At 69.4% G+C, this 25,526-nt stretch carries 26 protein-coding genes; 12 read left to right on the top strand and 14 right to left on the bottom strand.

Annotated elements, in window-relative coordinates; translation table 11 throughout:
* Positions 1 to 10: 10 nt before the first annotated feature.
* From BOX37_RS03445 to BOX37_RS03415, 7 genes are all read right to left on the bottom strand, one after another.
* A complete protein-coding gene (locus tag BOX37_RS03445; protein ID WP_240505372.1) occupies positions 11 to 244 on the bottom strand; it encodes a helix-turn-helix transcriptional regulator in 234 nt (77 codons plus the stop codon).
* Between the two features lie 250 nt (positions 245 to 494).
* Complete coding sequence (locus tag BOX37_RS03440; protein WP_071926366.1) at positions 495 to 1,208, bottom strand: GAP family protein; 714 nt, start codon at positions 1,206 to 1,208, stop codon at positions 495 to 497.
* A 45-nt stretch (positions 1,209 to 1,253) separates the two neighbouring features.
* On the bottom strand, positions 1,254 to 2,582 hold the full coding sequence (locus tag BOX37_RS03435; RefSeq protein WP_071926365.1) for a DUF1254 domain-containing protein: 1,329 nt from the start codon (positions 2,580 to 2,582) through the stop codon (positions 1,254 to 1,256).
* A gap of 184 nt (positions 2,583 to 2,766) precedes the next feature.
* Complete coding sequence (locus BOX37_RS03430) at positions 2,767 to 2,946, bottom strand: hypothetical protein (protein ID WP_071926364.1); 180 nt, start codon at positions 2,944 to 2,946, stop codon at positions 2,767 to 2,769.
* Between the two features lie 232 nt (positions 2,947 to 3,178).
* Entirely contained in the window at positions 3,179 to 4,039 is an 861-nt protein-coding gene (locus BOX37_RS03425; RefSeq protein WP_071926363.1) for an NAD(P)-dependent oxidoreductase, read from the bottom strand.
* A gap of 55 nt (positions 4,040 to 4,094) precedes the next feature.
* On the bottom strand, positions 4,095 to 5,525 hold the full coding sequence (locus BOX37_RS03420; protein ID WP_206045761.1) for an MFS transporter: 1,431 nt from the start codon (positions 5,523 to 5,525) through the stop codon (positions 4,095 to 4,097).
* A gap of 11 nt (positions 5,526 to 5,536) precedes the next feature.
* Entirely contained in the window at positions 5,537 to 6,109 is a 573-nt protein-coding gene (locus BOX37_RS03415; protein WP_071926361.1) for an NADPH-dependent FMN reductase, read from the bottom strand.
* 113 nt (positions 6,110 to 6,222) lie between these two features.
* Here BOX37_RS03415 and BOX37_RS03410 point away from each other — a divergent pair, with 113 nt between their 5' ends.
* The 4 genes from BOX37_RS03410 to BOX37_RS03400 all read left to right on the top strand — a co-directional run bounded on the left by BOX37_RS03410 (position 6,223) and on the right by BOX37_RS03400 (position 11,866).
* The gene (locus BOX37_RS03410; protein WP_071926360.1) at positions 6,223 to 9,342 is read left to right on the top strand and encodes an AfsR/SARP family transcriptional regulator; all 3,120 of its coding nucleotides are present in this window, start codon (positions 6,223 to 6,225) and stop codon (positions 9,340 to 9,342) included.
* Between the two features lie 57 nt (positions 9,343 to 9,399).
* A complete protein-coding gene (locus tag BOX37_RS33650; RefSeq protein ID WP_156910248.1) occupies positions 9,400 to 9,537 on the top strand; it encodes a hypothetical protein in 138 nt (45 codons plus the stop codon).
* 242 nt (positions 9,538 to 9,779) lie between these two features.
* Positions 9,780 to 10,295, top strand: a complete 516-nt coding sequence (locus BOX37_RS03405) for a GOLPH3/VPS74 family protein (protein WP_206045760.1) — start codon at positions 9,780 to 9,782, stop codon at positions 10,293 to 10,295.
* The gene (locus BOX37_RS03400; protein WP_071926358.1) at positions 10,292 to 11,866 is read left to right on the top strand and encodes an alpha/beta hydrolase; all 1,575 of its coding nucleotides are present in this window, start codon (positions 10,292 to 10,294) and stop codon (positions 11,864 to 11,866) included. The genes BOX37_RS03405 and BOX37_RS03400 overlap by 4 nt, the downstream gene beginning before the upstream one ends.
* A 109-nt stretch (positions 11,867 to 11,975) precedes the next feature.
* On the opposite strand, the gene BOX37_RS03395 is transcribed toward BOX37_RS03400, so the two are convergent.
* Positions 11,976 to 12,425, bottom strand: coding sequence for a DUF6194 family protein (locus BOX37_RS03395; protein ID WP_071926357.1), 450 nt, complete (start codon positions 12,423 to 12,425; stop codon positions 11,976 to 11,978).
* A gap of 61 nt (positions 12,426 to 12,486) precedes the next feature.
* Here BOX37_RS03395 and BOX37_RS03390 point away from each other — a divergent pair, with 61 nt between their 5' ends.
* Positions 12,487 to 13,212, top strand: coding sequence for a MerR family transcriptional regulator (locus BOX37_RS03390; RefSeq protein WP_071926356.1), 726 nt, complete (start codon positions 12,487 to 12,489; stop codon positions 13,210 to 13,212).
* 100 nt (positions 13,213 to 13,312) lie between these two features.
* On the opposite strand, the gene BOX37_RS03385 is transcribed toward BOX37_RS03390, so the two are convergent.
* The 4 genes from BOX37_RS03385 to BOX37_RS03370 form a co-directional block, all read right to left on the bottom strand.
* Positions 13,313 to 13,819 (bottom strand): pyridoxamine 5'-phosphate oxidase family protein, encoded by a 507-nt coding sequence (locus tag BOX37_RS03385; RefSeq protein ID WP_071926355.1) that lies wholly within the window; start codon positions 13,817 to 13,819, stop codon positions 13,313 to 13,315.
* A 90-nt stretch (positions 13,820 to 13,909) separates the two neighbouring features.
* Positions 13,910 to 14,272, bottom strand: a complete 363-nt coding sequence (locus tag BOX37_RS03380) for a hypothetical protein (protein ID WP_167659891.1) — start codon at positions 14,270 to 14,272, stop codon at positions 13,910 to 13,912.
* An 89-nt stretch (positions 14,273 to 14,361) separates the two neighbouring features.
* On the bottom strand, positions 14,362 to 16,053 hold the full coding sequence (locus BOX37_RS03375) for a SulP family inorganic anion transporter (RefSeq protein WP_240505191.1): 1,692 nt from the start codon (positions 16,051 to 16,053) through the stop codon (positions 14,362 to 14,364).
* Between the two features lie 11 nt (positions 16,054 to 16,064).
* Entirely contained in the window at positions 16,065 to 16,721 is a 657-nt protein-coding gene (locus BOX37_RS03370; RefSeq protein ID WP_071926354.1) for a GAP family protein, read from the bottom strand.
* Positions 16,722 to 17,030: 309 nt separating this feature from the next.
* Between BOX37_RS03370 and BOX37_RS03365 the strand changes: the two genes are divergently transcribed.
* Positions 17,031 to 18,017, top strand: coding sequence for an adenylate/guanylate cyclase domain-containing protein (locus BOX37_RS03365; RefSeq protein ID WP_071926353.1), 987 nt, complete (start codon positions 17,031 to 17,033; stop codon positions 18,015 to 18,017).
* Positions 18,018 to 18,022: 5 nt separating this feature from the next.
* On the opposite strand, the gene BOX37_RS03360 is transcribed toward BOX37_RS03365, so the two are convergent.
* Positions 18,023 to 18,571, bottom strand: coding sequence for a DUF4333 domain-containing protein (locus tag BOX37_RS03360; RefSeq protein ID WP_240505190.1), 549 nt, complete (start codon positions 18,569 to 18,571; stop codon positions 18,023 to 18,025).
* Positions 18,572 to 18,808: 237 nt separating this feature from the next.
* Here BOX37_RS03360 and BOX37_RS03355 point away from each other — a divergent pair, with 237 nt between their 5' ends.
* Positions 18,809 to 19,588, top strand: coding sequence for an RluA family pseudouridine synthase (locus tag BOX37_RS03355; RefSeq protein ID WP_071926352.1), 780 nt, complete (start codon positions 18,809 to 18,811; stop codon positions 19,586 to 19,588).
* 76 nt (positions 19,589 to 19,664) lie between these two features.
* Here BOX37_RS03355 and BOX37_RS03350 read toward each other — a convergent pair whose 3' ends face one another.
* Positions 19,665 to 20,294 carry a TIGR03086 family metal-binding protein gene (locus tag BOX37_RS03350; RefSeq protein WP_071926351.1) on the bottom strand — a complete coding sequence of 210 codons (630 nt, stop codon included), beginning with the start codon at positions 20,292 to 20,294 and terminating at the stop codon, positions 19,665 to 19,667.
* A gap of 77 nt (positions 20,295 to 20,371) precedes the next feature.
* Between BOX37_RS03350 and BOX37_RS03345 the strand changes: the two genes are divergently transcribed.
* The 5 genes from BOX37_RS03345 to BOX37_RS03325 all read left to right on the top strand — a co-directional run bounded on the left by BOX37_RS03345 (position 20,372) and on the right by BOX37_RS03325 (position 25,511).
* A complete protein-coding gene (locus BOX37_RS03345) occupies positions 20,372 to 20,815 on the top strand; it encodes a MarR family winged helix-turn-helix transcriptional regulator (RefSeq protein ID WP_071926350.1) in 444 nt (147 codons plus the stop codon).
* A gap of 151 nt (positions 20,816 to 20,966) precedes the next feature.
* Entirely contained in the window at positions 20,967 to 21,746 is a 780-nt protein-coding gene (locus BOX37_RS03340; RefSeq protein ID WP_071926349.1) for a metallophosphoesterase, read from the top strand.
* Between the two features lie 63 nt (positions 21,747 to 21,809).
* Positions 21,810 to 23,927 (top strand): ABC transporter ATP-binding protein, encoded by a 2,118-nt coding sequence (locus BOX37_RS03335; RefSeq protein WP_240505189.1) that lies wholly within the window; start codon positions 21,810 to 21,812, stop codon positions 23,925 to 23,927.
* On the top strand, positions 23,924 to 24,661 hold the full coding sequence (locus tag BOX37_RS03330; RefSeq protein ID WP_071926348.1) for an energy-coupling factor transporter transmembrane component T family protein: 738 nt from the start codon (positions 23,924 to 23,926) through the stop codon (positions 24,659 to 24,661). The genes BOX37_RS03335 and BOX37_RS03330 overlap by 4 nt, the downstream gene beginning before the upstream one ends.
* Positions 24,662 to 24,869: 208 nt before the next feature.
* Positions 24,870 to 25,511: a DUF8020 domain-containing protein gene (locus BOX37_RS03325; protein WP_071926347.1), complete on the top strand. Its 642-nt coding sequence runs from the start codon at positions 24,870 to 24,872 to the stop codon at positions 25,509 to 25,511.
* Positions 25,512 to 25,526: the final 15 nt, after the last annotated feature.

The following is a 25,526-nucleotide window of genomic DNA, read 5'->3' as shown; positions in this document are numbered from 1 at the left end:
GGACACTGGGTCACCGCCCCTCGACGGTGACCCGGCTGAACTTGGGTACGACCACAGTCTCGTAGCCGCACTCGGACAGTGCCCGAATGGCTGTTTCCATACTGACCGGACCCCCTCGTTCCAGTCGCGACACGGTCATCCTCGTGATGCCCAGCCTCTCGGCGAGGTCCGCTTGATGCAGACCGCGTCGCTCCCGTGCGCGGCGCACGGCCTGGCCGAACTCGACTGAGGTGACCGCACGCATCTGATCCATATAACGATCTTAGCAAGTAGTCCTCGGAATGATCGGTATATCAATCATGAGTAGAAGGTTCTCAGAAGATCTATATATGAATCAGGTCTGTATATGAATCACCCCTGCGTCCACGGGGCTGACCGCACGGTTGAACAGCTGACGGCGGCGGGCTCGGCTCGGAGTGGTGCCGCAGTGGTGTGACGGCGAAGGGGCCGGCGAGCTGACCTGATGGGTGAGCGCGGCGATCGTGTCGTCGAATTCACAGGCCCTGGAGACCCTTGTTGATCTGCATGACGGCGATGAGGACCAGCAGACCGACATTGAGCAACTTCGAATTGCCCGCGATGAACCGTCGCGTTGCCCGCAACGGCGGTTCGGCCCGATCCCGCAGCACCAGCAACATCCCGACCGGAACCGCGATCGAGCTCGAGGCGAACAGGACGAACACGATGGCGGCCCCGAGCTGGTCCGCCATCGACGTATCGCTCAACCGCAGGGTCAACGCCGCGACGATGGCACACGAGACATCGATCGGGTTCAGCACGAACAGCGCGACACCCAACAGCGTCGACCGGGCCGGGGTGAAGTGTTCGATCGACTGCAGAATCGACGGCAATTGCGGTGCGGCATCCATGATCTCGCCCGGATTGCGGGCGCGGGCCAACGCCTGCAGACGCTTGCGTTCCCTGGTGTAGACGTACCAGGCGCCAACCAGCAGCACCGCGGCGAGCATCAGGTGCAGGATCGACAGCCACAACGGCGGGTCGAGGCGATCGTGCACATCGAGCGCCACCAGGGCCGCGTAGGCGGCGCCGATCGAGACGACGATCCCGGCGACCCAGCCCACCAGGTAGGCGATGCTGTTGACACGGGCCCGCCGCGAGAACAGCACGGCCACGACGGCGATCACCGCCAACGGGCTCATGATGATGCCGAGCGCGACCGGGAGCAGCGACAATGCGAGCGAGACCATCGGGGACCCGACCTTCCTGAGGCGCGGTGTCGAAGTTCGCGCAGGTCAGTTCTTGGTGATCGCGGCGACGACGTAGGTCTGCTCCAGGACCGCGTCGCCGGGTTCGTACATCCGCAGGACGGGCCGGAAGTCACCGGCGGGAGCGGGCAGCCAGTTCGCTCGGGCCTTGGGATCGCTGGGGGCAGCGTGGCTGATCGTGATGGTGAGCGCGCCGTCGTCGTCGTAGACGATGCCGGGGGTGCGGTCGCCGATGGAGTAGCGATCAATGGCGTTGGCGACCAGATAGAAATCCGGGACGGAGTACATGGTGATCGACCAGAAGGCGCCGACCGGCGGGGTCGGGTCCAGCCGCAGAGTGTAGGTGTCGGTGCCGGCGAGTTGGGCGCCCTGGCCGTCGAGGTAGGTCACGATGTACGCCGCTTCGTAGGCGTGGTTGCCCCAGAGTCCGCCCTTGGCGGCGGCGGCGCGTTCGATGATCCGCAGCTTCGGGTCGGCGATCTTGAATCGGGGGTCGTCGAGCGCTCCGACCTCGAAGTAGTCGAGGTTGTAGTCGAAGGCGTGCAGGGTCAGCGTCCAGCCGTTGACCTCTGGGCTGGATCCGTGCTTCAGCGCGGTGTCGAGGTTGTGCGCGCCGTCCTGCACACCGGCCCGCAAGGCGTCGGCCGTCTCGGCATTCACATACGGCGAGGGCCCCACCTGGTCGATCCCGATCGGCGCCAGCGAATCCTGGAGTTCCCGGTCGCGCGGCGCGGGCGGGAAGGCCTGCGACCACAGCCGCAGCTTCTCGAGGAACAACAGGTCCGGGTCGACGGCGGGGTCCGGGGTCGGCAGTCCGGCCGGGCGGGCGTCGGGATCGAGCGGGGTCAGCGTCGTCGCGTCCTGGAGGGCGTGCACGACGGGCAGGTCCGCGTCACCGGCGCAGGCCCACCGGCCGACGATCGAGGCGACGGTGGTGGGGAAGGTGATGACGGTGGTTCCCGCCGGGGCCTCGCCGGTCCAGCCGGGCGGGACGAGCAGGAAGTCACCGGCGGCGGTGCCGGTCGCGCGGTGCCCGATGTAGGCGAAGTTGTCGGTCCAGGCGTCGACGAACTGCAGTACGTAGTACCGCCCCGCGGTGTCGGGGACGTGCAGGGCCACCGGACCGACCGACAGGTCGATCTGTCCCATCGAGTACAGGGTGTCGTTGTTGATCGTGACGAAGGTGTCGGCGGGCCCGGCCAGCGTCCTGGCGTGGGAGAAGGTGTTGAACGCGGCTGCCGGATTCGCCCCGACCCCCTCGCGAACGTAGCGATGAACCTGGTCCAGGTTGAACACGAGCGGGAACCCGTAGATATAGGCGCGGGCAGCCGTCTCGCGCGCTTGGTCGCTGGTCATCGGAACTCCTTCGCTGTCTCCGACACACGCATGTCGAACCGACGCGCGTGGACACCAGCATCGACCACGCACGAGCGATGTCGCCTCACCCGAAAAGGATGAGCCACCCGGATTCCGACGGGACGGGCCGCCCCACGCCTGTACGCGTCGCCCCGACGGACCGGGGCGACGAGTGTTCGCCAGGTCAGTGCGAGTAGTCCCGGAACGTCATGACGCCACCCACCACGATGACCATGGTCGTGAGGATGTAGACCGTGACGCGGAGCCAGGTCGGCCCGTAGAAACTGACCGCCATCGACGCACCGAGCGCCGCGAGAATCATCACCACCCCGTAGAAGGGTGTGCGCTGCTCTCTGTCAACCATTCCTCCAGTGTCCGCCGACCACGCCGCGGATGCCAATGATCCGCATTCCCGCCCCCGACTCCCAGCTCACCGCCGCCCCTCGTCGGCAACCGAACGCACTGGCAGCAGCGGCGCCGGCACCGGGACGGCGCGTGTGCCGAGGTGCTCCCCGCACGGTCGGCCAGTGTAGGAGCCGACCGTGCCGACGACGATGAGGCGGGGCCGCGGCGATGCCGCAGCCCCGCTTCCTTGGCTATCGGGGACCGAAGTGTTCGATCAGACGGGAGTAGCTGTCGTCGCCGTGGCCGGCGGAGAGGGCATCGGCCACGAGCTTTCTGGTGTAGGTGGGGAGTTCGGTGTCGATTCCGCGGGAATGGCTTTCGGCGATCAGGTCGTCGATGGACGGTAGGTGGTGTTTGAGCGCGCCGTAGGGAGTGGCGTATTCGGCGCGGTCGATCTCGGTGGCGAGCATCGGGAACAGGGAGGTCAGGGCGGTCAGGGAGGGTTCGGCCTGTTCGGTGAAGCGGGTGAGCGGGAGGTCGGCGTCGCGGAGGAGTGCTGCGGCGTGGAGGAATCCGTTGAGCAGGCCCCACATGATGTCGTGGATGGCCATGCCGTAGATCAGGGAAACACTCGGGTCCTCCGAGACGTGGGTTCCGCGGCCGCCGAGAATCCGGAGGACCGGTTCGTGCCGGTCGAACACCTCGCGAGGGCCGCCATAGAAGATCACCGTATCCGGCGAGCCGATGCCAGGGGCGATGGTCATGATCTGGCCGTGCAGGTAGTGACCGCCGAGGTCGGTCACCAATTCCGCTGCCGCCGCAGCCTGCTCGGACGGGCCGTCGGTCAGGTTGACCACTGTTCGGCCGGCCAGTGCCGTACCCGCCGCTGCCAGCAGTTTCCCCGCGACGGCGCCGTCCTGGACGTTGACGATCACCAGCTGGGCGTCGCGGACAGCGGCCTCGGGGGAATCGGCGAGGCGGGCGCCCCCGGACACCAGCGGCTCCGCCTTGTCCACCGACCTGTTCCAGACCGTGATCTCGTGACCGGCATCCAGCATGGCGGCTGCCAGTGCGGATCCCATTTCGCCCAATCCGAGTACTGCGATCATCATGATTCTCCGTTCTCGTAGATCGTGAAAGACGTTAGGATCTCAACCAATCTCGAGGTCAAGACCTGACCGGAACCGAAGACGTGGCGTCTTCGGAATCGTTGTGCGCGTCGACTGCTCGATGGCCTGGCAACGAAGCGGCGGCGAGCAGTCCGAGGAGTGTGAGCGCGGCCGCGACGACGACCGTGACGCGCAGACCGTCCGCGGACGCGAGCCGCAGCGCCTCACCGTCGAGCCCGGCCGAACCGGCGTTCGCGACGCCGACGAGCACCGCCAGCCCCACGCCGACGCCGACCTGCATCGCGGTGTTCGCCATTCCGCCTGCGGTCCCCTGCTCCTGGTCGACGACACCGGTTCCGGCGGCGGCGTACATCGTCGGGTAGACGGTGCCCATCCCCGCGCCGTAGACCAGGATGCCGACCACGATCGTCCGGTAGGACCCGTCGAGGGCCATTCCCGCGGCCAGCAGCGCACCGCCCACCGCGCCGAGCAGCAGACCGATGAGCAGCGTGGTGCGGATGCCGATCCGGCCGATGAGCCGCTCGGCGACGAAGTTCGCGACCGCGATGACCACCGACAGGCTCAGGAACACCAGCCCGGTGACCAGGGCGCTGTATCGCCACACGTTCTGCAGGAACAGGGTGAGGAAGTAGACGATGTTCTGCATGCTCGCGCCGAACACGAAGATCACGGCGAGCGCCGGCGCCAGTGCGCGGGCCAGTCGCAACGGCATCAGCGGGCTGGAACTGCGCGCCTCGATGACCAGGAACGCGGCCAGCAACACCACCGCCAGCACGCCGCCACCGAGGACCGGCGCCGATCCCCAGCCGGACTCCGGGCCCTGCGCGACGGTGAACACCAGCAGTGTGACGCCCACGGTGCCGGTGAGCGCGCCGGGCACGTCGAATCCGCGTCCGCGATCGCGCGGACCATCCGGGCGCAGCAGCGGGAACGCCGCCACCGAACCGAGGACGACGAGCGGAATGTTGATCAAGAACACGGCCTGCCACCCGAACGCACTGGTCAGCACGCCGCCGAGCAGGGCGCCGAGGCTGAGCCCGCCCGCACCGGCCATCGCCCAGACCGCGAGCGCGCGGATCCGCTGCCTGCCCTCCTCGAACATGGTGTTGACCAGCGACAGCGTCGCGGGGAACAGCAGTGCGGCGCCGATCCCCTGGATCGCGCGGGCCGCGATCAGCGCGGTCGTGGTGGTGGCGATGCCGCCCAGCAGCGAGGCGCCGCCGAACACGACCATGCCGAGCACGAACATCCGTCGCCTGCCGAGCAGGTCGGCGGATCGGCCGCCCAGCAGCAGCAAGCCACCGAAGAAGATGGCGTAGGCGCTGACCACCCACTGCATCGAATGTCCGGAGAAGCCGACGTCGCGGGCGATATCGGGCAGGGCTACGTAGATGATCGTGAAGTCCAGCGAGGTGATCAGGCTGGAGAAGGCCAGTAGGGCCAGGGTGGTCGCCGGGCGTCTCATCATCGTGTCCTTCATCAGAGCGGGTAGGGGCGGGCACCACGGGCGTCGCGCAGCGCGCGGGCCCACCAGGTGAGTTGGTTGAGCAGAGCCGTCGCGGCGGCGCCCGCACCGGCGAGGTCGAGGGGCTGGCCGGCGTCGTCGAACTTGTTCCAGCAGTTGTGGAAGCTCACGGTGTCGCGGATCGTGACGGCGTGCAGTTCGCCGAACACCTGGCGAAGCTGTTCGGCGGCGCGCAGGCCACCGGAGACGCCGCCGTAGCAGACGATGGCGACCGGCTTGGCCTTCCACTCCTCGACATAGCAGTCGATGGCGGTCTTGAGCGGGGCGGGATAGCCGTGGTTGTACTCGGGCGAGACGACCACGAACGCGTCGGCCTGGGCGAGGCGCGGCGCCAAGGCCAGGACCGCGGAGTCGGGGTCGTCGGTGAGGACATCGGAGAGCCCGGTGTGCGCGAGGTCGATCAGGTCGAGGTCGAGGCCGCCGTGGGCGGCGGCGTGGCCGTGGAACCATTCAGCAACCGTCGGGCCGAAGCGCTGGGCTCGCGTGCTGCCGATGATGATCGCTACGCGCAGGGTGTCTGTCTTCATCGGATCTGCCTTTCCGGGCGGAAGTCGTTGTTCCACGACGATCGCCGGACGGGCTTACGCGTCTCCTACAGGCGCCCTACACCGTGTCCGAGTACGTCCGTATCGTCACGGACATGAGGTTCGGCGTGCTCGGTTCACTGATGGTGTGGACGGATCAGGGCGAGCCGGTGACGCTTCCGGCCGGGCAGGTGCGCACGGTGCTCGCGGTGCTGCTCGTGCACCGTGGACGTTCGGTGTCGAGCGACCGGCTCATCGATGTGCTGTGGCCGCGGCGCGCGCCCCGGGACGCGGCGGCGGCGTTGCAGGTCAAGGTGTCGCAGCTGCGCGGTGCGCTGGCCGCGGCCGAGCCGTCGGCCCGCGCGCTGGTGGTGGCGCGGGCCGCGGGCTACAGCCTGGATGTCACGGCTGACGCGGTGGACGCGGGGCGGTTCGAGCAGTTGCTCGCGCTCGCCGCGACCGATGCCGGATCGCGGGCCGAGGCGCTGACCACCGCGCTCGAGCTGTGGCGCGGTGCGGCGTTCACCGAGTTCGCCGAGCAGGAGTTCGCGGCGGTCGAAGCCGCTCGGCTGGAAGAACTTCGGTTGTCCGCGGTGGAGGCGCGGGCCGAGGCACTGCTCGAACTCGGCGAACACTCCACGCTGGTCGGTGAATTGGCGGCGGTGGTGGCCGAACATCCACTGCGCGAACGATTGCGGGCGGCGCAGCTGCGTGCGCTGTATCGCTCCGGACGACAGAGTGAGGCGCTGGCCGGGTTCACCGACCTGCGGGAGCGGCTGCGCACCGAACTCGGGGTGGACCCGGGGCCGGAGATCGTCGCCGTGCACCGGGCGATCCTGGCCCAGGATCCCGTGCTCGCGCCCCGCGTGACCACGACGAACCTGCCCGGCCAGCTGACCGAGTTGATCGGGCGGGCGGAGGCGGCGCACGAGGTGCGCGGGTTGGTCGGCGAGTACCGGCTGGTCACCCTCATCGGGCCCGGTGGGGTCGGCAAGACGCGACTGGCGATCGAGGCGGCGCGCACGCTGCTCGCCGACCATCACGATGGTGTGTGGTTCGTCGAGTTGGCGGGGATCGACGCGACAGCCGCCTCGCTCACGACCATCGTGGACACGGTGCACGCGGTGCTCGGCATCCGCGACGACATCCGCTCCCCCGCCGGTCCGGACGATCGGCTGATCACCGCGCTGGACGGCAAGGAGGTGCTGCTGGTCCTGGACAATTGCGAGCACCTGGTGACCGTGGTGGCCGAGCTGACCGAGCGATTGTTGCGGTCGGTGCCGGGGCTGCGGGTGGTGGCGACGAGCCGCGAACCGCTCGGCGTCTCCGGGGAGGCCCTCTACCCGGTCGCGGCCCTCGAATTGCCTTATTCACCAGGGGATGTGAGCGCGGAGACCTTGCCGAAGTTCAGTGCCGTCCGCTTGTTCGCCGCCCGCGCGGCCGCCGCGGCGCCCGGCTTCGCCATCGACCCGGAGAACGCGGCGGCGGTCGCGACCATCTGTCGTCGGCTCGATGGGATTCCACTGGCGCTGGAGCTGGCCGCCGCCCGGGTGCGGGCACTGGGGGTGCGGGAGTTGGCCGCGCGGATGGACGACCGATTCGAACTGCTGGTCGCCGGACACCGGGGCGGACCGGGGCGGCAGCAGACCTTGCGGGCGGTGATCGACTGGAGCTGGGAGCAGCTGACCGAGCCGGAACAGGCTGTGCTGCGACGACTGTCTGTGCACGCCGACGGGTTCGGGCTGGCCGCGGCCGAGCGGGTCTGCGCGGTGGCGGATCTGCCGCGCGGGCGGGTCCTCGACCTGGTCGCTCGGCTGGTTGATCGTTCGCTCGTCGCGATGACCGACACCGACGACGGGCCACGCTATCGGCTGCTGGAATCGGTCGCGTTGTACTGCTCGGATCGGCTGGTCGAGGCCGGTGAGGTCGATCTGGTACACGCGGTGCGCAACGAGTTCTACGCCGAGCTGGCCGAACAGGCGCGCGACCGGCTGCGCGGGGCGGACCAGCGGCGGTGGCTCGCGATGCTCGATACCGAGTACGCGAATCTGCGCTCCGCGGTGGAGGATTCGGTGCGCCGGGGAGACTCCGCTGTCGCGCTTCGGCTGGTCGACGCGGTGGCCTGGTACTGGTTCCTGCGCGGGCGCATCGGGGAGGGCATCCGGCTGCTGCAAGCGGTGCTGGCCATGCCCGCCGAGACGGCGTCGTGGGCGCGGGCCACTGGTTGGCGGTCGGCGCTGATGCTGCTCAGCTGCCGCGATTCGGACCGGTCGGCGCTGGTCGACGCCGGGCTGTCGGGATTCGATCGGGTCGACGATGCGGTAGGTCGCGCGCTCATCGAATGGCTGCTGGCCGAGGCGTTGCTCGGTGGTGGTGATCAGTTGGTCAGCGAGACACTGGCGCATCGGTCCCTGCGCGGATTCCGTGCGGCCGAGGATGATTGGGGCATCGCGGCGGCGCTGAGCAGTGCCGCGCACCACGCTCTGCTGCACGGCGACCTCGCGGCCATGGAGCGCGACGCCGCCGAGAGCGCGCGACTGTTCGCGGTCCTCGGCGATCGGTGGGGGCAGCTGCGGACCGCCCAACTGCTGGCCCGCAGGGCCGAGATCATCGGCGACTACGGCGAAGTCGCGCGCCTGCGCCACGACGGCCTGTGCCGGGCCGAAGAACTCGGTCTCTGGCCGCAGGTCGCCGACATGCTGTCCGGCCTGGGCCGGTTGGCCTTGCTGACCGGCGATCTGACGCAAGCGCGACTGCTGCACGAACGGGCGCGCGAACTGTCGGTGAGCCAAGGTCACGAGCTCGGCCGCGTCTTCGCCGAGGTCGGCCTCGGCCTCGGCGCCCGACGCGAGGGTCGACTCGACGACGCCGAGAAGCACACCAGGGCTTCCCTGGACTGGAACCGCCGCGTCGACTACGCCCCCGGCATCGCCCAAAGCCTCGCCGAACTCGGCTTCATCGCCGAACTACGCGGTGACCCGGACGGGGCTCGCGCCTTCCACGAAGAAGGGATGGCGGTGGCCCAGCGCACCGGTGACCCCCGCGCGATCGCGCTGGCACAGGAAGGACTCGCCGGGGCCGCCGCCCTGGCCGGGGACATCGAGCACGCTCGACGACTGCTGTCGGCCGCGGCGGCGGCGCGCGAGGAAACCGGGGCGCCGCTGCCCACGGCAGAACGTATCGACGTGGACCGCATCACGGCCGCGATTCGCGCGGCCTCCGATCACTTCGGTTGAGGGGCAACGAGCTACAGCCAGTCGTGTTCGCGGGCGTAGCGGGCGGCTTCGTGGCGGGTGGGCGATCTCGGCGATGTGGGCCGGTTCGGCGAGCACGGTGATGTCGCGTTCCCGCGGGAGCAGCGCGGCGAGGGTGACGGTGAGTTCACCGCCCTCGTCCGCGACCCGGCGGGCCAGCGCGGCCAGGCCGCGTAGTTCCCGCTCGACGCGTTCGGGTCGGTGTGGAGCAGTTTGCGCGCCAGCGCGATCTCGAGCTTCACCAGGGTGACGCCAGCACCACCCTGTGCGGCCGAGACGGCGTGTGATGGGAGAGTACGAATCGCGGCGACCACCCGGCGAGTCGACCACCGGATCGGTGCTCGATTCCTGCCATGGTGGGCTTTCCGGCCCTGGCCCGCAGGCGCCGTGCCGATGACACCGACAGGGAGGAAACCTCGATGACGAACAAGATTCGGCCCGGCGAGGATCTGCTGATCGTCGATGACCTCATGCCGCTGCTGATGGACGATGACGGCGCGTCCATCCAGGGTGCGGGCACCCTGCACTACACGCTCGGGGGCGCGGTGCTGACCGAGCTCGCGCTGCTCGGCCGGGTGGAGACCGATGACAGCGGGATAGTTAACGGGCCCAAGGTATTTCCGGTTGGGAATGGCCCGCTGCCCGACCCGCTGTTGCAGTCGGCGTTCAACACCGTGTCCGAGAAGACCCAACGGGTGCAGCCGCTGTTGCTCGCGCTCGGTGGCGGTCTGTGGCGGGTGGTGCGCGACCGGCTGGTCGACCGTGGACTGCTGCGCCGGGAGGACCGGCGCACGCTCGGGGTCTTCCGCAGCACGCGCTGGCCCGCCGCCGACGAGCAGCACGAGGCGCAGCTGCGCGCGCGCGTATCCGTCGGGTGCTCGAGGACGGCGAGGCACCCGACCCCCGCACCGCCCCGAATCGAAGGAGCACGATGACAGTCCCGAAACGCCGCCCACCGATCGCGGTCGCGGTCGCAGCGCTGCTGACGCTTGCCGCCTGCACGGCATCGAGCCCAGACGAGCCGGCGACCGCGGCGCCGACAGCCGAGCTCGCGCGGTTCTACGAGCAGACTCCCGACTTCGGGCCGTGCGCCGGCTACGCCATGACCTCGTCCGAGACCGAGGTGCTGACCAGCGACGACACCTTCGAGTGTGCTCGGATCGACGTGCCGCTGGACTATGACGCGCCCGACGACCAGACCGTGCGGATCGCGCTGCTTCGGGTGCCCGCGCGCGGGGAGAACCCGATCGGCTCGCTCGTCCTCAACACGGGCGGTCCCGGCGGCTCGGGGCTGATGGGCGCGGCGACGGCTGCCACCGGGCTGGCGGAGAGCAGGATCACCGAGCGCTTCGACCTGGTCGGTTTCGACCCGCGTGGGGTCGGCGCGTCAATTCCCGCCGTCGATTGCTTCACCGATGCCGAGCTGGATACCGGGACGGTGCCGACCTCGACCGTCGGCACCGCGGGGTCGGTCACCGAGGCGGACACGACCGAACTCTTCGAGGGGTGCGCCGAGCGAACCGGCGGTGCGCGCGTGCTCGAACACCTGGGCACCCGCGACGCGGCCCGGGACATGGACCTCGTGCGCGCGGTCATGGGCGACGAGCAGCTCAGCTACCTCGGCCAGAGTTACGGCACCCGGCTCGGCGCCGTCTACGCCGAGACCTTCCCGGACCGGGTGCGCGCCATGGTGCTCGACGGCGCGATCGACCCGGAGCAGGGGACCTTCGAGCGCAGGGTCTACGCCTACGGCGGCTTCCAGCGGTCGTTCGAGCAACTCGCCGCCTACTGCGCCGAGCAACCCGACTGCCCGCTCGGGCCCGACCCCGCCCGCGCGACGCAGGTGCTGCAGGAGACCTTGCGGCCCTTGCTGAACCAGCCGGTTCCCGCGAAGGACGGCTTCGAGCTGACCTTCGACGCGGCCACCGCCGGAATCATCTCGGGGCTGTACTCCGCACAGGCCTGGCCCGCGATCATCGCCGGCATCGCCGAGGTGCAGGCGGGACGCGGCGACACCCTCGTCGCGATCGGCAATCTCTTCGCGGGCCGCGCACCCGACGGCCGGTGGTCCAACTTCGGCGAGGCGGTCTTCGCCATCAACTGCATGGACGAGCAGCGGTTCACCCCCGAGCAGACGGCTGAACTGCGCAACGCGGTCGTCGAGGCGGCGCCCTTCCTCGATCCCGGCACCGACCTGAGCCTCGGCGCCCGCGACACCTGCGAAGCGTGGCCCACGCCCCCGACCCTGACCATCCCCTACGCCCAGCACATCGAGGACCTACCGCCCACCTTGATCGTCTCCATCACCGGCGACCCGAGCACTCCCTACGAGGGCGGCAGCACCCTGGCCGAGGCACTCGGCGGCACCATGCTGACCGTCGAAGGCGAGCAACACACCATCGTGATGGCCGGAACCAGCCCCTGCGTGGACGACATCGCCGCCACCTACCTCATCGACCTCCACACCCCACCCGCCGACGCCACCTGCACCCTCCCCAGTACCTGAGGTGGACAGTTGATCGCGAGGCTCCGGCGCATGCATCGGCCGAAAGGCGACCTGCGCCGGGGCCTGGCGATCTCGAGCCGGGGTCGGTCAGCGCGGCCTCGCGCTCGGGCTACCGGTTGCGCCGCTCGAGGCGGGTGCGGGCCCGGTCGTAGGCGGTGCGCAGCAGTTCGCGGACCGTGGCATCGGTGCGCTCGCCGGGATTCACGACGGCCAGCCAGCCCGCGGTCCCGTAGACCGGGTGGGCGATGACCGTGTCGATGACGCTCGCGTCGACATCGGCGGGGCCGCGGCCGGTCCACTCCGTGAACGCGGCTTTGCCCGCGGCGATGTTGACCCGGAACGTGTCAGGGCGGTCCAGGCGCGAGGTTCGGTCGTCGGGATAATCCTTGGTCACGATGGTGGCGAAGGGTTGGCCCGTGGTCGGGACGACGCCGTCGGGGGCGTAGTAGAAGAAGGTGTCGCCCCAGCTGACCTCCGGCCATTCGCTGCCCTCGACCGGGCGCAGCGTCAGGACGCCGCCGAGGCCGGACACGTATTCGATGATCTCCGCTGTCGTCATGGTTCCAGCGTCACATTGAAGTGCTTGTGTGGACTTTGCCATCGGTGACTAGGGTTTTCGCGTGGAGAAACTACAGTCGCAGGTCGGGCGCACCGTCGCGGTGGCGCGGGCGTCCGGGTACTCCGCGCAGCAGATCCGCGACCTCGAGCGCGACGGCGTGCTGCCGCGAGCGGACCGTACCGACGGCGGTCATCGGGTCTACCGGCAGATCCATCTGCGGTCCGCGCTGGCCTATCGGGCGCTCGCGACGGGTGCGGGTCCGGTCGAGGCCAAGCGGATTCTGCGCGCGGTCCACGCCGGGGAGCATGGGCGAGCGCTCGCCCTGCTGGACGCGGTGCACGCCGGGCTGCACACCGAACGCGTCGACCTCGAGCTGGCCATCGCGGCCGCCGCGGCCATCTCCACCGAGCCGATCCTCGATGTCCGCGAGTCCGACGCGATGAGCATCGCCGAACTCGCCGCCGCGCTCGGCCTCCCCACTTCGACGCTCCGGCATTGGGACGCGACAGATTTGGTGACACCGAACCGCACGCCGACAGGTGCGCGCCACTACTCCCCCGAACAGGTACGCGACGCCAGGATCGTCCACCAGCTGCGACGAGCCGGCTACCGGATCCCGCAGCTGCGCGCAGTACTGCCGCAGTTGCGACGAGCCGATCGAGCCGCGGATCTGCACACGGCGCTGTCCGCCAGAGATATCGCGATCACCGCCCGATCGCTCGCCCTGCTCGAGGCCGCGGCGGCGCTGACCGATCTGATCCGGCAGGACACACCGGCCACGCCCTGAGCTGGATGCCATCGACGCCTCGGCGAGCTGATCCGAGCCGCCCCGGAGACCCGAATGATCGCCCCGCCCTACTCGGCTCCGCGCCGCGAGCCGGGCACCGTCAGGGCTGGACGTCCGCGGTGCTGCCGCCCAGCGGGATGGCGGGCAGGCCGAGTTTGCGGTGGTCCCAGGAGCGGGTCCTGCTCGGCTCGACCCGGACGACGATGCGATTGTTCATCATGGCCTCGACCAGCGGCCTCGACTCGGGCGTGTAGGGCGCGACGTAGCGCTCGAAGACCGAGATCGCCGCAGTCCAGTACTCGTCGTCGGCGGCGTCCTCGATCAGGTGCGCGGTGCCCTCGATCGAGACTCCGCGCAGCTGGTCGTAGGTATCGCCCGCTTCTGCCATGCAGGTCAGGGTGGGATCGCGGCGCAGGTTGACGGCCTTCTGCGACTTCGCCTTGGTCTCGAAATAGATCACCCCGTCGACGTGGCCGAACCACATCGCGGTCAGGTGCGGCTTGCCCTGTGCGTCGAGGGTGGCCAGCGTGAGTACCCGGCTGCGATCGAGGAACTCCGCGATCTCGGTCGGGCTCATCTGGACCGCGGCCCGCTGCTTCACTCCCACGTCTTCCTCCAGCTCGCTCGTCCCGCCGACCCTATCGAGCCGACGGGACGGGCGAACCCGAACGCGACGATCTCCCGCTCAGCGGAATCACTAGCCCTGGTAGACCTCGACGTAGGCATTGGTGGTCACCGCGACGACGCCGGGACCCATACCCGTGCAGGCCGCCCCGACGCGCTCCCCGCTCGGCGTGAAGGGGTAGCTGAGCGAGTGGTAGGGACCGATCCCGTAGAGCGGGAACGGACCGCTGGCGTACAGGCCGAAGCATTCGACCCGCAGCACGTAGTTGCTTCCGCCGTCGGGCTGGCAAACGGCCGACGCGCCGAAGAGATCCCGCTCGACAACGCAGTCCTGCGGCGCGGCCTGGGCGGCACCCGAACCCACGATCGCGACGAAGGCCAGACCCGAAACGCCAGCGGCCGCAACCCGTGCGGCCGAGATGATCGTCTTCTTCATGGAACTCCTCCTTTGTCGAAGTGATCGTCGGCCGCGCCGGGCAGAACGTTACCGCTGCTACCAATCTCGTACCCGCATCGAGATGTTGGTCAGCGGGTCGGCGGGGTTTCGGGGAGGTCGGCGGCGGCCGCGGCGACGGTCGGGTAGACCCCGATGGGGGCGTCGGCGCCTTCGGCCGAGTCGAGCGCGTCGTCGAACTGGGCTACCGGACGGGCGATACGGAAGTCGATGCGCCGGTGTGCCAGTGCGTTGCGCAGGTCGAGCAGCATCGCCGCGGCGGTGACGTCGAGGCCGGGCGAGGTCTCGGCATCGAGGACGACCAGGCGGGTGTCATCGGTGCACAGGTGCTGGATCCGTTCCTTCACGTAGTCGGCATTGACGAAGAACATGCCGGCCTCCACCCGGACCACCACGAGGTCGGGGCGCGTGCGCAGGTCGGGGTGCCGGGCGGTGTCCAGCCAGACGCCGCCGGATTTCGCGACCTCGGCGATGTGCGGCTGGGAGCCGCGGTAGACCAGCAGCAGGATCGAGACGCCCACGCCGATCAGCAGGCCGGGCAGGGTGTCGAACAGCAGCACACCGAACATGGCGGCCATCGCGGCGAGGAAGTCGGCACGCGCGGCATGGCCGTAGATGCTGGCCAGCAGGCGCGTCCACACCCGGTAGAGGCGGCGCAGCGCGTCGATGTCGACGAGTTCGATGACCGCGGCGATCACCACCGCGGCCAGGGTGGCCTCGGGCAGTTTCTCGAACAGGCCGGTCAGCAACAGCAGCGTGAGGATGGTCAACACCGCGACAACGAGGCCACTGACCTGGGTTTTCGCGCCTGCCGCACCATTGACGGCGGTCTTGGACAGGCTGCCGTTGACCACCATCCCCGAGCTCAGGCCCGACCCGAGGTTGGCCGCGCCGAGACCGAGCAGTTCCCGGTTGGCGTCGATCGAGTACCCGGCCCTGGCGGCGTAGGTCTTCGCCGCGCCGAGGCCCTCGGCGAAACCGATGAACAGCACACCGACGGCGGGACCGAGCAGGTCGAGGTAGTCGCGCAGCGCGAGCCCGTCGGGTATTCCCAGCGCGGGCAGGCCGGCGTCGATGTGGCCGACGATCGCCACGCCCTTGTCGTCGAGGTCGAACAGCGCCACCGCGACGATCCCGAGCGACACCGCCAACAGCGAGCCGGGGACGAGCGGAAGCCAGCGTTTCAGCCCGAGCACCACGGCGAGGCTGAACACGCCGATCAGCAGGGTGCGCCAGTGCGTGTCACCGAGCTCGCGCAGCACTCCCCAGGCCTGTTCGAAGAAGTTGCCCTCGTGCTTGGGCACGCCGAACAGCTTGGGGACCTGGCCGATGATGATCGTCAGGGCCAGGCCGACGATGAAGCCCTTGAGCACCGGCTCGGAGATGAACGAGGCGATGAAGCCGAGCCGGGCCAGCCCGGCCAGCAGGCCGATGAAGCCGGTGGCGATGGCCAGCGCGGCCGACAGCGCGATGTAGTGGCCGCCGTCGGCGCCGGCCAGCGGTGCGATGATCGCGGCCGAGAGCGCGGCGGTCGCCGACATCGGGCCGACGACCAGGTGCCGCGAACTGCCTGCCAGGGCATACAGGACCAGTGCGGGCACTGCCGCGTAGAGGCCGACCACCGGTGGCACCCCGGCGATCGAGGCGTAGGCCAGCGCCTCCGGGACCAGCACCGCCCACACGGTCAGACCCGCGATCACGTCGGGCCGGATCCAGGAGCGCTGGTACCCGCGCAGCGATTCGAACACCGGCAATGACTTCACGACCGTCCCCCTCAGATCCCGCCGACGCCCTTGCCGATCACCACTGCGCCCATCACCAGCAGCACGATCGCCATCACCGCGTGGTTGTTGGCCTGCAGCCACTGCCGGGCGCTGTCGAGGGTCGGGCCGAGTCGGTCGGCGGCCACCGCGTAGCCGATGACGACCGCGAGCACGGTGGTCGAGGCCAGCAGGGTGAACACCACGATCGCGACGATGTCACCGCCCGCGGTGAGTCCGCCCGCGCCGATGGCGAGGCCCGCCGACACGCACAGCAGCAGGTTCTTCGGATTCACCGCCGAGAGCAGCGCGCCGAGCCCGGCCGCCTTGACGACGGTGAGAGTGTCGATCGCCTGCATCCAGCCGGGCACCGAGGTGTCCGACCGGGACTGCCATTGCTCGAACGCGAGCAGCACGAGCAGCGCGCCGAGGACGATCTTGATCCAGGACACCACGACCGACGGTTCGCTCTCGGTCGAGCCGAGCAACCCGGACAGCAGGGTCACCACCACGGTGACGACCAGGATGCCGCCCACCCAGCCCGCGGCGAAACCCTTCGCCGCACCGCCCGCGTTCTTGGACAGGATCATGAGAATGGCGGCGACGATCGGGATCGGCGAGATCGCCACACCCACCGCCAGGGGAAGCAGATCACCGATGACTGAGCCCATGGGGCGACGTTAAGCCCGGAGCACACCACCGCGCGTCACACGTTGCGGGTGATATCCGCGGTTTCGTTGTGCTCATGTCGCTCCGATCAGTGGCGAGTTCGGCCTGTCCTCGGGACTTCCCGAGTGCCAGCGCGGACCGAGAGCACCGCCAAGGACGCACATGCGACCGGCGTTGCGCACGTCCAGGAAACCGTCCAGGTCAGCGGCACCGACCCGGCGTGGGTGTGGTCGGGGTCGCGGCGTTTGTGAAGGTTCCCGATGCCAGGCGAGATCGACCGAGCTCGGGGTCGCGCGTCGTAGAGTCTCGGTATGTCGGACGCCGAAATGACCGAGTTGGTGCAGCGCAGCGTCGAGGAGGCCCTCCTCGGTGGGCCGCGTCGCTTTACCAGGACGCAGGTCGCCGAACAGTCGGGTGTGCCGGAGGCGGAATCGCGGCGGCTGTGGACGGCGCTGGGGTTTCCGGCCAACTCCGACGAGGAGGTCGACTACACCCAGCTCGACATCACCTCGGTCACCAACTTCCGCAACATGAAAGTCGTTGCCGCCGCCGATATCCGGCAGCAGGCGGCGGCCGCGCGGACCATCGGCCAGGGCATGGCACGACTGGCCGAATGGCAGGCCGATCTGGTGCTGGCCGAGATCAAGGCGCGGGCGGCGGCGGGTGATCCGGCGATTCCGCTCGATGAGCGGGTCAGGGTGGCCACCGAATCGACCATGGCCAGTATCGAACAGCTGCAGTCGTATGTGTGGCGCAGGCATCTGGCGGCCGCGGCAGCCCGGTCCACCGACGTGCCCGGGGACGGGTCGACGCGGACACTGGCGGTCGGATTCGCCGACATGGTCGGCTTCACCCGGCTCACCCGGCACCTGCATCCCGACGAATTGTCCACGCTGCTGGAGGCTTTCGAGTCCACCACCACCTCAGCCATCACCGACAACGGCGGCTGGGTGATCAAGAACGTGGGCGATGAGGTGATGTTCGCCGCCGAGACCGCGGCCGACGCGGCCCGCATCTCGCTGTCCATCCAGGAGTCGACCATGCTGGTCGGGGGCACCCCGGAGCTCCGTGTGGCCTTCGCCTACGGCGAGGTCCTGCAACGCCTCGGTGACCTCTACGGCTCGGTCGTCAACATCGCCGCCCGTCTCACCGGCGTCGCCCGCCCCGGCAACGTCCTCATCGACGACGGCGCCGCGGAGGCACTGGACGAACACCCCGAATTCGCCATCCGCCACCTGCGCAGTGTCCGAGTCCGCGGCTTCAACCGCCTTCGCCCCCACCGCCTCCGGCGGGCCTGAACCCGCTATTCGACCAGTTTCCAGTTGCTCGAGCCCTCGGGGCCCGCGGTCATCTCGACGAGCGCCGAATCGCCGTTGTCATCGAAGGCCGTGCAGGTGAAAGTGCCGCCTACCGGAACGACTTCGAGGCCTTCGCCGCAGTCGACCGTCACCGGGAAGCCGACCTTGTCGGACACGTCGGCGGTGAGCCTGCTTCCGGTGTCGGCGAGGTCGAAGGCCACGTCGATGGTCTCGAACCGCACCTTGTCCTCGTCGTCTTCCACCGTCACCTCGACGCGCACGACCTTGCCGTCGACCGTGGCGTCACACAGGAACGTCTCCCCGGCCTTCGGCTTCTCGTCGGGACGCGGGCACTCGACCGAGTCGACCGTGCGCGAGATCGACTCGTAGGACTTGTCGAGTTCGGCGGCGATCTCCTTCTCGAGCGCCTCGTAGTCGGGCCCGCCGATCGAGAACGAGGCGCTGCACCCGAACAGGGCCAGCGACAAGGGAACCGACAGGGTGGCAACCAGGATCCGCGATCGGATCGGGCGGGCCGCGAGGGAAGAGAACACGGGTACACGATATCCCCGCGTCACCGGAAAGCGAGTGGAAACGATGCCCATGTGCGTCACGCCCGTCCTTGCCGAGAAGGACTGGCAGCGACGGGAAACGCCCTGCTGACAGCCATTTCAGAGAGTTACATGATACGGCAGGATCACGACGGCCGTCTACCGCACCGACCAGTTGGATGTCTGCCTCGGCGCCGAGGTGCCGCCCCGGCCGGGACAACCGTTCTCTAGGGTGTCCGGGTGGACTTGGACTGGCAGAGCGTGCGCGAGCAATACACCGTGTTCGCCGATGACGCGGTGGTGGCGTTGAACAAGCCTGCCGGAATCTCGGTCACCGGGGAGCGGCACGATACGGATCTGGTCGAGGTGGCGCAGGCGGCGGGGACGCAGGCGTATCCGGTGCACCGGATCGACAAGGTCACCTCCGGGCTGGTGCTGCTGGCCACCGACCTGGCCGCACACGGGCAGTTGACCAGGCAGTTCACCAAGCAGACCGTGCGCAAGGCGTATCTGGCGATCGTGTCGGGGGCGGATCTGCCCGATCGGGGTGAGCTGGATCTGCCGTTGAGTGTCGGGCGCAAGAACCGGGTGCGGATCGCCGCACCGCGCGAGGCGATCCGGCGCGAGGACGCGCGCTGGTTCGTCGAGGACGCCGACCTGCTCCCCACGAAGAACTACCCCTCGCTGACCAGGTTCAGCACCGTCACCCGTCGCGACGACCACGCCTTGCTCGCCCTGGAGCCGGTCACCGGGCGCCGCCACCAGATCCGGGTGCAACTCGCCTGGATCGGCCACCCGATCCTCGGCGACCCGCTCTTCGACCGCACCGCCACCCACCCCCGCACCCACCTGCACTCCTGGAAACTGCGCCTCGACGCCGACTGGCTCACCCCACCCGTGCTCGATCTCGAGGCGACCCCGGACCCGGCCTTCTGGGCACCACTCACCGACGACGCCGGCGAGTGCGCGGAACTTCTCCACACCGCCACACAACAGCTCGGTGACTTCTGGACCAGCTGAACCATCCACAGCCCTCCACAGGTGTGGAGATCGCCCAGGATCTCCGGTGAGTATCGGCAGAGCGGACGCCTGGTGATCAACGGTCCGGATCGAGTGCGGCGAACTCGGGGGTCCAGGCGGGTGAGCGGCCGAGGAGTCGCAGGATGCGATCCAGGGTCTCGGATCCGGCGGGGGTGTCGATGACGGGGGCGAAGGCGGCGTCGGGCCCGCGGCGGGGTGCGCCGGTGGGGACCGCTTCGGCGATGCTCAGGGCGGTGGGGGCCAGGTCGGGGTCGAGGTAGATGGAACGGCCGAGGGAGCGGGCGACGTCCCAGGCATGGACGACGCTGTCGATGAGGTGGAACGACACCGCGAGCGGGGCGGGGAAACGACCGGGTGGGATCTCGGGGAGGGACAGGGTTCGGGTGAGGGCCTCGGGTGCGGCGAAGGCGGCGATGACCTCCGCTGCCGAACGCAGATAATCGCCGACCGGGTCGATGGTGCGGCGCGCTTCCCAGACCGCAGGGTCGTCCTCGCCGCGCGCGGCGGCGGCGAAACCACGGTTCTGGGTACTCATGTGCGTGAGCAGGTCACCAAGATCCCAACCCGCGCAGGGTGTTTCGAGATCCAGCGGTGAGCCCTCGGCCACGCGTACCGCTTCGACACTCAACCGCACGGCACGCTCGTGTCGCGCCAGCAATACCGCGCCGTCCTCAATCGTAATCATTTGCTTATCATAAGCATATGCTTATCATCTGCCAAGGCGTACGGATGTCGTCCATCCCCGCCCAGTAGATTTCGGGCATGCCGAAAGTCACCCGCCCCGACCTCGCGGCCATGCTCGTGCCACTGGGCCGCGCGCTGACCGATGCCGAGCGGCCTGTCCTCGACCGGCACGGGCTCACCATGTGGGGCTATGTCGTCCTGCTCGGGCTCGACGAACAGCCCGTGCACACACAGGCCGCGCTGGCCAAGGCGATCGGGGCGGACAAGACGCGGATCATCCCCGTCCTCGACGATCTGCAGCATCGCGGACTACTCGAACGCGAATCCGATCCGGCCGACCGCCGGGTCAACCTGGTGCGGCTCACGCGGGCGGGCGCCCGCCTGCGCGCGGGCGCCCAGCGCGATATCCAGGAGCAGGAACGCCGTCTGCTCGCCGACCTGCCCGCCGCCGATCGCGACACCTTCCTGCGAGTACTACAACAGCTCGCCGAGCGCACCGGATCGGCGAGATTCCCAGGGTGAGAGGTGACACAGACCACCCGACGGGTTTCGCCCCGTGGTACGCCTCATGAAGACGGATAAGACCAGGTCATCTAGCCTTGAGAGGTGCCGATGAGCGATACCGGCGCACTCTGACGCAACGGAGCGATCCCAGAGAAGAAAGCGACTGCCGATGATCCTGGCGGCTCAGCTCAGCGACACCCATTTCGACCTCACGGCGCGCAATGCCGAACGCGTGGAGGCGGTGATGGCCTATCTGGCCGATCTGCCGCGCCGGCCCGACGTCATCCTGGTCACCGGCGACATCACCGATTCCGGCAAGCCCGAACAGTACGCCGAAGCGCGCCTGGCGCTGCGGGCCGACATCCCCGTCCACGTGCTCCCCGGCAATCACGACGACCGCGCCGCCCTGCGCACCGAACTGCTCGGCGAACCCGCCTCGACCGCCCCCGTGAACAGCGCCCATCGCGTCGGCCCGCTCACCGTGCTCATGCTCGATTCCAGCATTCCCGGCGAACCCAGCGGTCTGCTCGACGAGGACACCTACGCCTGGCTGCGCGCCGCTCTCGCCGAAGCGCCGCCCGACGGCCCCATCCTGCTGGCCCTGCACCACCCACCCAAGCCCCTGTTCAGCCCCGTCGTCGACGTGATCGCCCTCGCCGACCCCGGCCGCCTCGCCGCCGTCGTCGCGGGTGACGCCCGCATCATCGGCGTCCTGACCGGCCACGCCCACTCCCCCATCGCCACCACCTTCGCGGGCAAACCCATGATCACCGCACCCAGCACCGCCTCCGTCCTCGGCGGCGCATGGGAGGTCACCCCACCCCACCGAGTCATGGACTACGCCCCCGACCCCGCCCTGGCCCTGCACGTCATCGACGACGCCTACACCTTGACGACCCACTTCCGCACGGTAGCCATGGGCGGCTGGCTCTCCGAACCCCCGACCTGAAGCCAGCCCAACCCACACACCTACTCTCACGCTTCGCACACAACCCCCTGGCAGACTGGACGCGTGAGAGACAAGCCCGCGGAACTCGCTCGCGGACCCCTGCGCCCGATCGAACTGGCCACCGGCGCCGTGATGGGCGGCCTCACGGTCGGCCTGATCACCGTCGGCGCGCTGGTCCCCATGGCCGCCGCGCTGCAACTGGTAGCCGCGGTCCCGCTGGGTTTACTGGCCCATCGGTACCGCCTGCGTGCCCTGCTCACGGCGACGATCGCCGCCGGGCTGGTCACCTTCGTCGCCGCGGGCATGATGCCCGCGCTCGGCGTCTTCGGCGCCGCCACCGTCGCGGGCATCATCGGCACCGTGAAGCGGCGCGGCGGTGGCCTGGCCACGGTCCTCGCGGCGGCGCTCGTGGCCAGTGCGGGGTGGGCCTTGTTCTCGGTCGGCATGCTGCTGGTGTTCAGCCGCACCAGAGAACTCTTCTTCACCGCGATCCGCAACACCGCGGCGGGCATCGAGGACCTGGCGGGCCGCCAATCCCAGCTGGAGCCGCTCGGACGGATGGCCTCGGAAGCCACCGATGTGGTGCTGCAGTGGTGGTGGCTGTACGTGGGCGGCTCGGTGGCACTCGGCGTGCTGGTGAGCGCCGTCGTGGCCTGGTTCGTCCTCGGCTCGGTCCTGGACCGGCTGGCCTGGCTCCCCGGCAGTGACCGTCTCGACTCGCCGGACGACGACCGCCCGATCGACCCCTTGCCGGTGAGTCTGCACGGGGTCGGCTACCGCTATCCCGGCACCGACGTCCCGGCACTGGCCGATATCGGCCTGACCATCCGGCCGGGCGAGTTCGTCGCCGTCGTCGGCCACAACGGCTCCGGCAAATCCACCCTGACCAGGGTGCTCGCCGGCCGGCCCCCGACCTCCGGCGCGGTGGCTCGCCCCGGCTCGGCCGGCCTGGGCAAGCTCGGCGGCACCGCGCTGGTGCTGCAGCGACCGGAGAGCCAGACCCTGGGCGTCTCGGTCGCCGATGACGTGGTGTGGGGCCTGCCGGCGGAACTGGCCGACGAGGTCGACGTCGACGGCCTGCTCGCCGAGGTCGGCCTCGACGGTATGGGCGAGCGCGAGACCGCCACCCTTTCCGGCGGACAGCAGCAGCGCCTGGCTGTCGCCGCCGCGCTGGCGCGTCGCCCCGCCCTGCTCATCGCCGACGAGGCCACCTCGATGATCGACCCCGACGGCCGCCGCGATCTCGTCGCACTGCTGGCCGAGCTACCCCGCCGCCACGGCACCGCGGTCGTCCTGGTGACCCACCACGAGGCCGATGCCACCGCGGCCGACCGGGTGATCCACCTCGCCAACGGCCGGATGGTCGACCACCTCGCCAGCTGGCCGACACCGGCCCGCGATCAGCGCCGCGGCCCGATGGGCTCGACCATCCTCGAACTGGCCGACGTGCACCACACCTACAACCGCGGCACTCCGTGGGAGGCACCCGCGCTGCACGGCGTCGATCTGTCGGTGCGCCAAGGCGAGGCGCTGTTGATCGTCGGCGGCAACGGCTCTGGCAAGTCGACACTGGCCTGGATCATCGCCGGGCTGATCGCACCGAGTTCGGGCCGGTGCGAGCTGCGCGGCCGCCCGGTCGACAAGCAGGTCGGCCGGGTGGCGCTCGCCTTCCAGCATTCTCGCTTGCAGTTGCAGAAGCAGACCGTGGGCACCGAGATCGCCGATTGGGGCGGCCGCGCCACCGGCTCCGGCGCGGTCGGGCGGGCACTGGACGCGGTGGGTCTGGATCGTCGCCTCGCCGCCCGCTCGGTCGAGGAACTCAGCGGCGGGCAGGCCAAGCGGGTGGTGCTGGCGGCGATGGTGGCCAGTCATCCACAGGTGGTGGTGCTGGACGAACCGCTGGCCGGTCTCGATCCACAGGGTCGGGCCGAGATCGTGGAACTGCTTGCCCGCCTGCGTGATTCCGGGCTCACCTTGATCGTCATCTCGCACGATGTCACCGATGTGGCCGCGGTGTGCGACCGTACGGTGCACCTGGACGCGGGTGTCGTCGTCGAAACCGCCGGTGCGCGAAGGCCGGTCGAGTCCGACGGCGCCACCCTGTTGCCCGCACGACCGGAAGCCGTGTGGCGCCTGGACAATTCACCGCGCAACGAGCCGGGGAACGGAGTCGTCCGATGAGCACTGTTCTCCTGCGTGAGGTCCAGGTCGACAGCGTCGTGCACCGCCTGTGGGCGGGCACGAAGATGATCGCGGCCTTCCTGCTCAGCCTGCTGCTGATGTTCCTGCCGTCGTGGCCGGTGCTCGGGGTGATCATCGCGTTCCTCGTGGTGATCTTCGTGCTCGCCCGGCTGCCGATCGGCGCGCTGCCCCGGCTGCCGTGGTGGTTCTGGGGCGTGGTGGTCCTGGGCGGGCTGCTGAACGCGCCCGTCGGCGGACGGGCCGTGCTGGCGTACGCGCAGGTCTTCGTGTTCGGCATGGTGCTGGTCGCCGCTTCGCTGCTGATCGCGTTCACCACCCCGATGGGTGAGGTGGCGCCCGCGCTGGCCAAGCTGGGCGCACCGCTGCGCAGACTGCGGGTGCCGGTGGACGAGTGGGCGGTGGTCGTCGCGCTGACGCTGCGCGGCCTGCCGCTGCTGCTCGACGAGATCCGGGTATTGCGCGCGGCCCGCAAACTGCGGCCCAAGGAGAATCTCCTGCACCGCGCGACCGACAATCCGCTCATCGACATCCTCACCGCGTGCATGGCGGTGTCGACCCGGCGCGCGGGCGAGCTGGGTGAGGCGATCACCGCGCGGGGCGGCACCGGCATGCTCACCGCCCATCCCAGCGCTCCGACCAGGCGTGATGCTGTCGCGCTGCTGATCGTCGTCGCGGTGTGCGCGGGCGCGGTCGGGTTGAGCGTGGCGCTGTAACGCGCCACCACCCGACCGCGCAATTATCAAGGAAGAATCTAGGTTTAAAACATCAATTCACTGATCGGCAACCCTTCAGCGGGCTATGGTCGAGTCGATACGTCAGAGCTGGACCGCATCACGCGCCGCCATAGCTTCTCGGGGGGAGCCACGATCACGGCGCATTCGTTTGGGCACGTCACCTGATGAACCAGATGGGAACGTTCACATGATCATCCGTAAGTTCGCCGCAGCGGCGATTCCGCTGCTCGCGGCAGCACTGGTCGGTACCGGTGTCGCACATGCCGATCCCGTGACACCGGATGTCGGCTACCGCACCGACGTCGTCGGCGACACCCTCGTCACCACCCTGACCGACGGCGTCTTCACTGTCACCGGCGGCGCTGTCGACATCCGCGACAAAGCCGGCGCGACGCTGATGTCCTTGCCGCTCTCGGTACGCGACGGCAGCTTCGAATACCCGCTGCCACACAAGGTCAGCGCGGACGGAACGGTGCTCGAGCTGACCGCGGTCAAGGACGTCGCGGCCGCGAAGCCGAACCTGACCCCGGTCGCCTCACCCGCGGAAAACTATGCGGCGCAGGCAAACTTCGCATCCACCTTCGGCCTGGCCACCGCGATCGGCAGCTTCGTCGGCATGGGTCTCGGCGCCGTCATCGGCCTGATCGTCGGCGGCATCATCATCCCCGGCATCGGCGTCGTCCCGGGCTTCATCACCGGGGCCACGGTCGGCGGCATCATCGGCACCCTCGTCGTCGGCGGCCCCACCCTGATCGTCGCGGGCATGGACCTGATCAACACCTGGAACGCCCCGCCGGGCACCACCCAGTGGGCCCAGCAGCCCAACTAGCAACTATCCAGCGAG

It is taken from the genome of Nocardia mangyaensis, from assembly GCF_001886715.1.
GTDB classification, from domain to species: Bacteria; Actinomycetota; Actinomycetes; order Mycobacteriales; family Mycobacteriaceae; genus Nocardia; species Nocardia mangyaensis.
The sequence above is the reverse complement of the archived record's forward strand: the minus strand, read 5'-3'. Positions and strand labels throughout refer to the sequence as shown.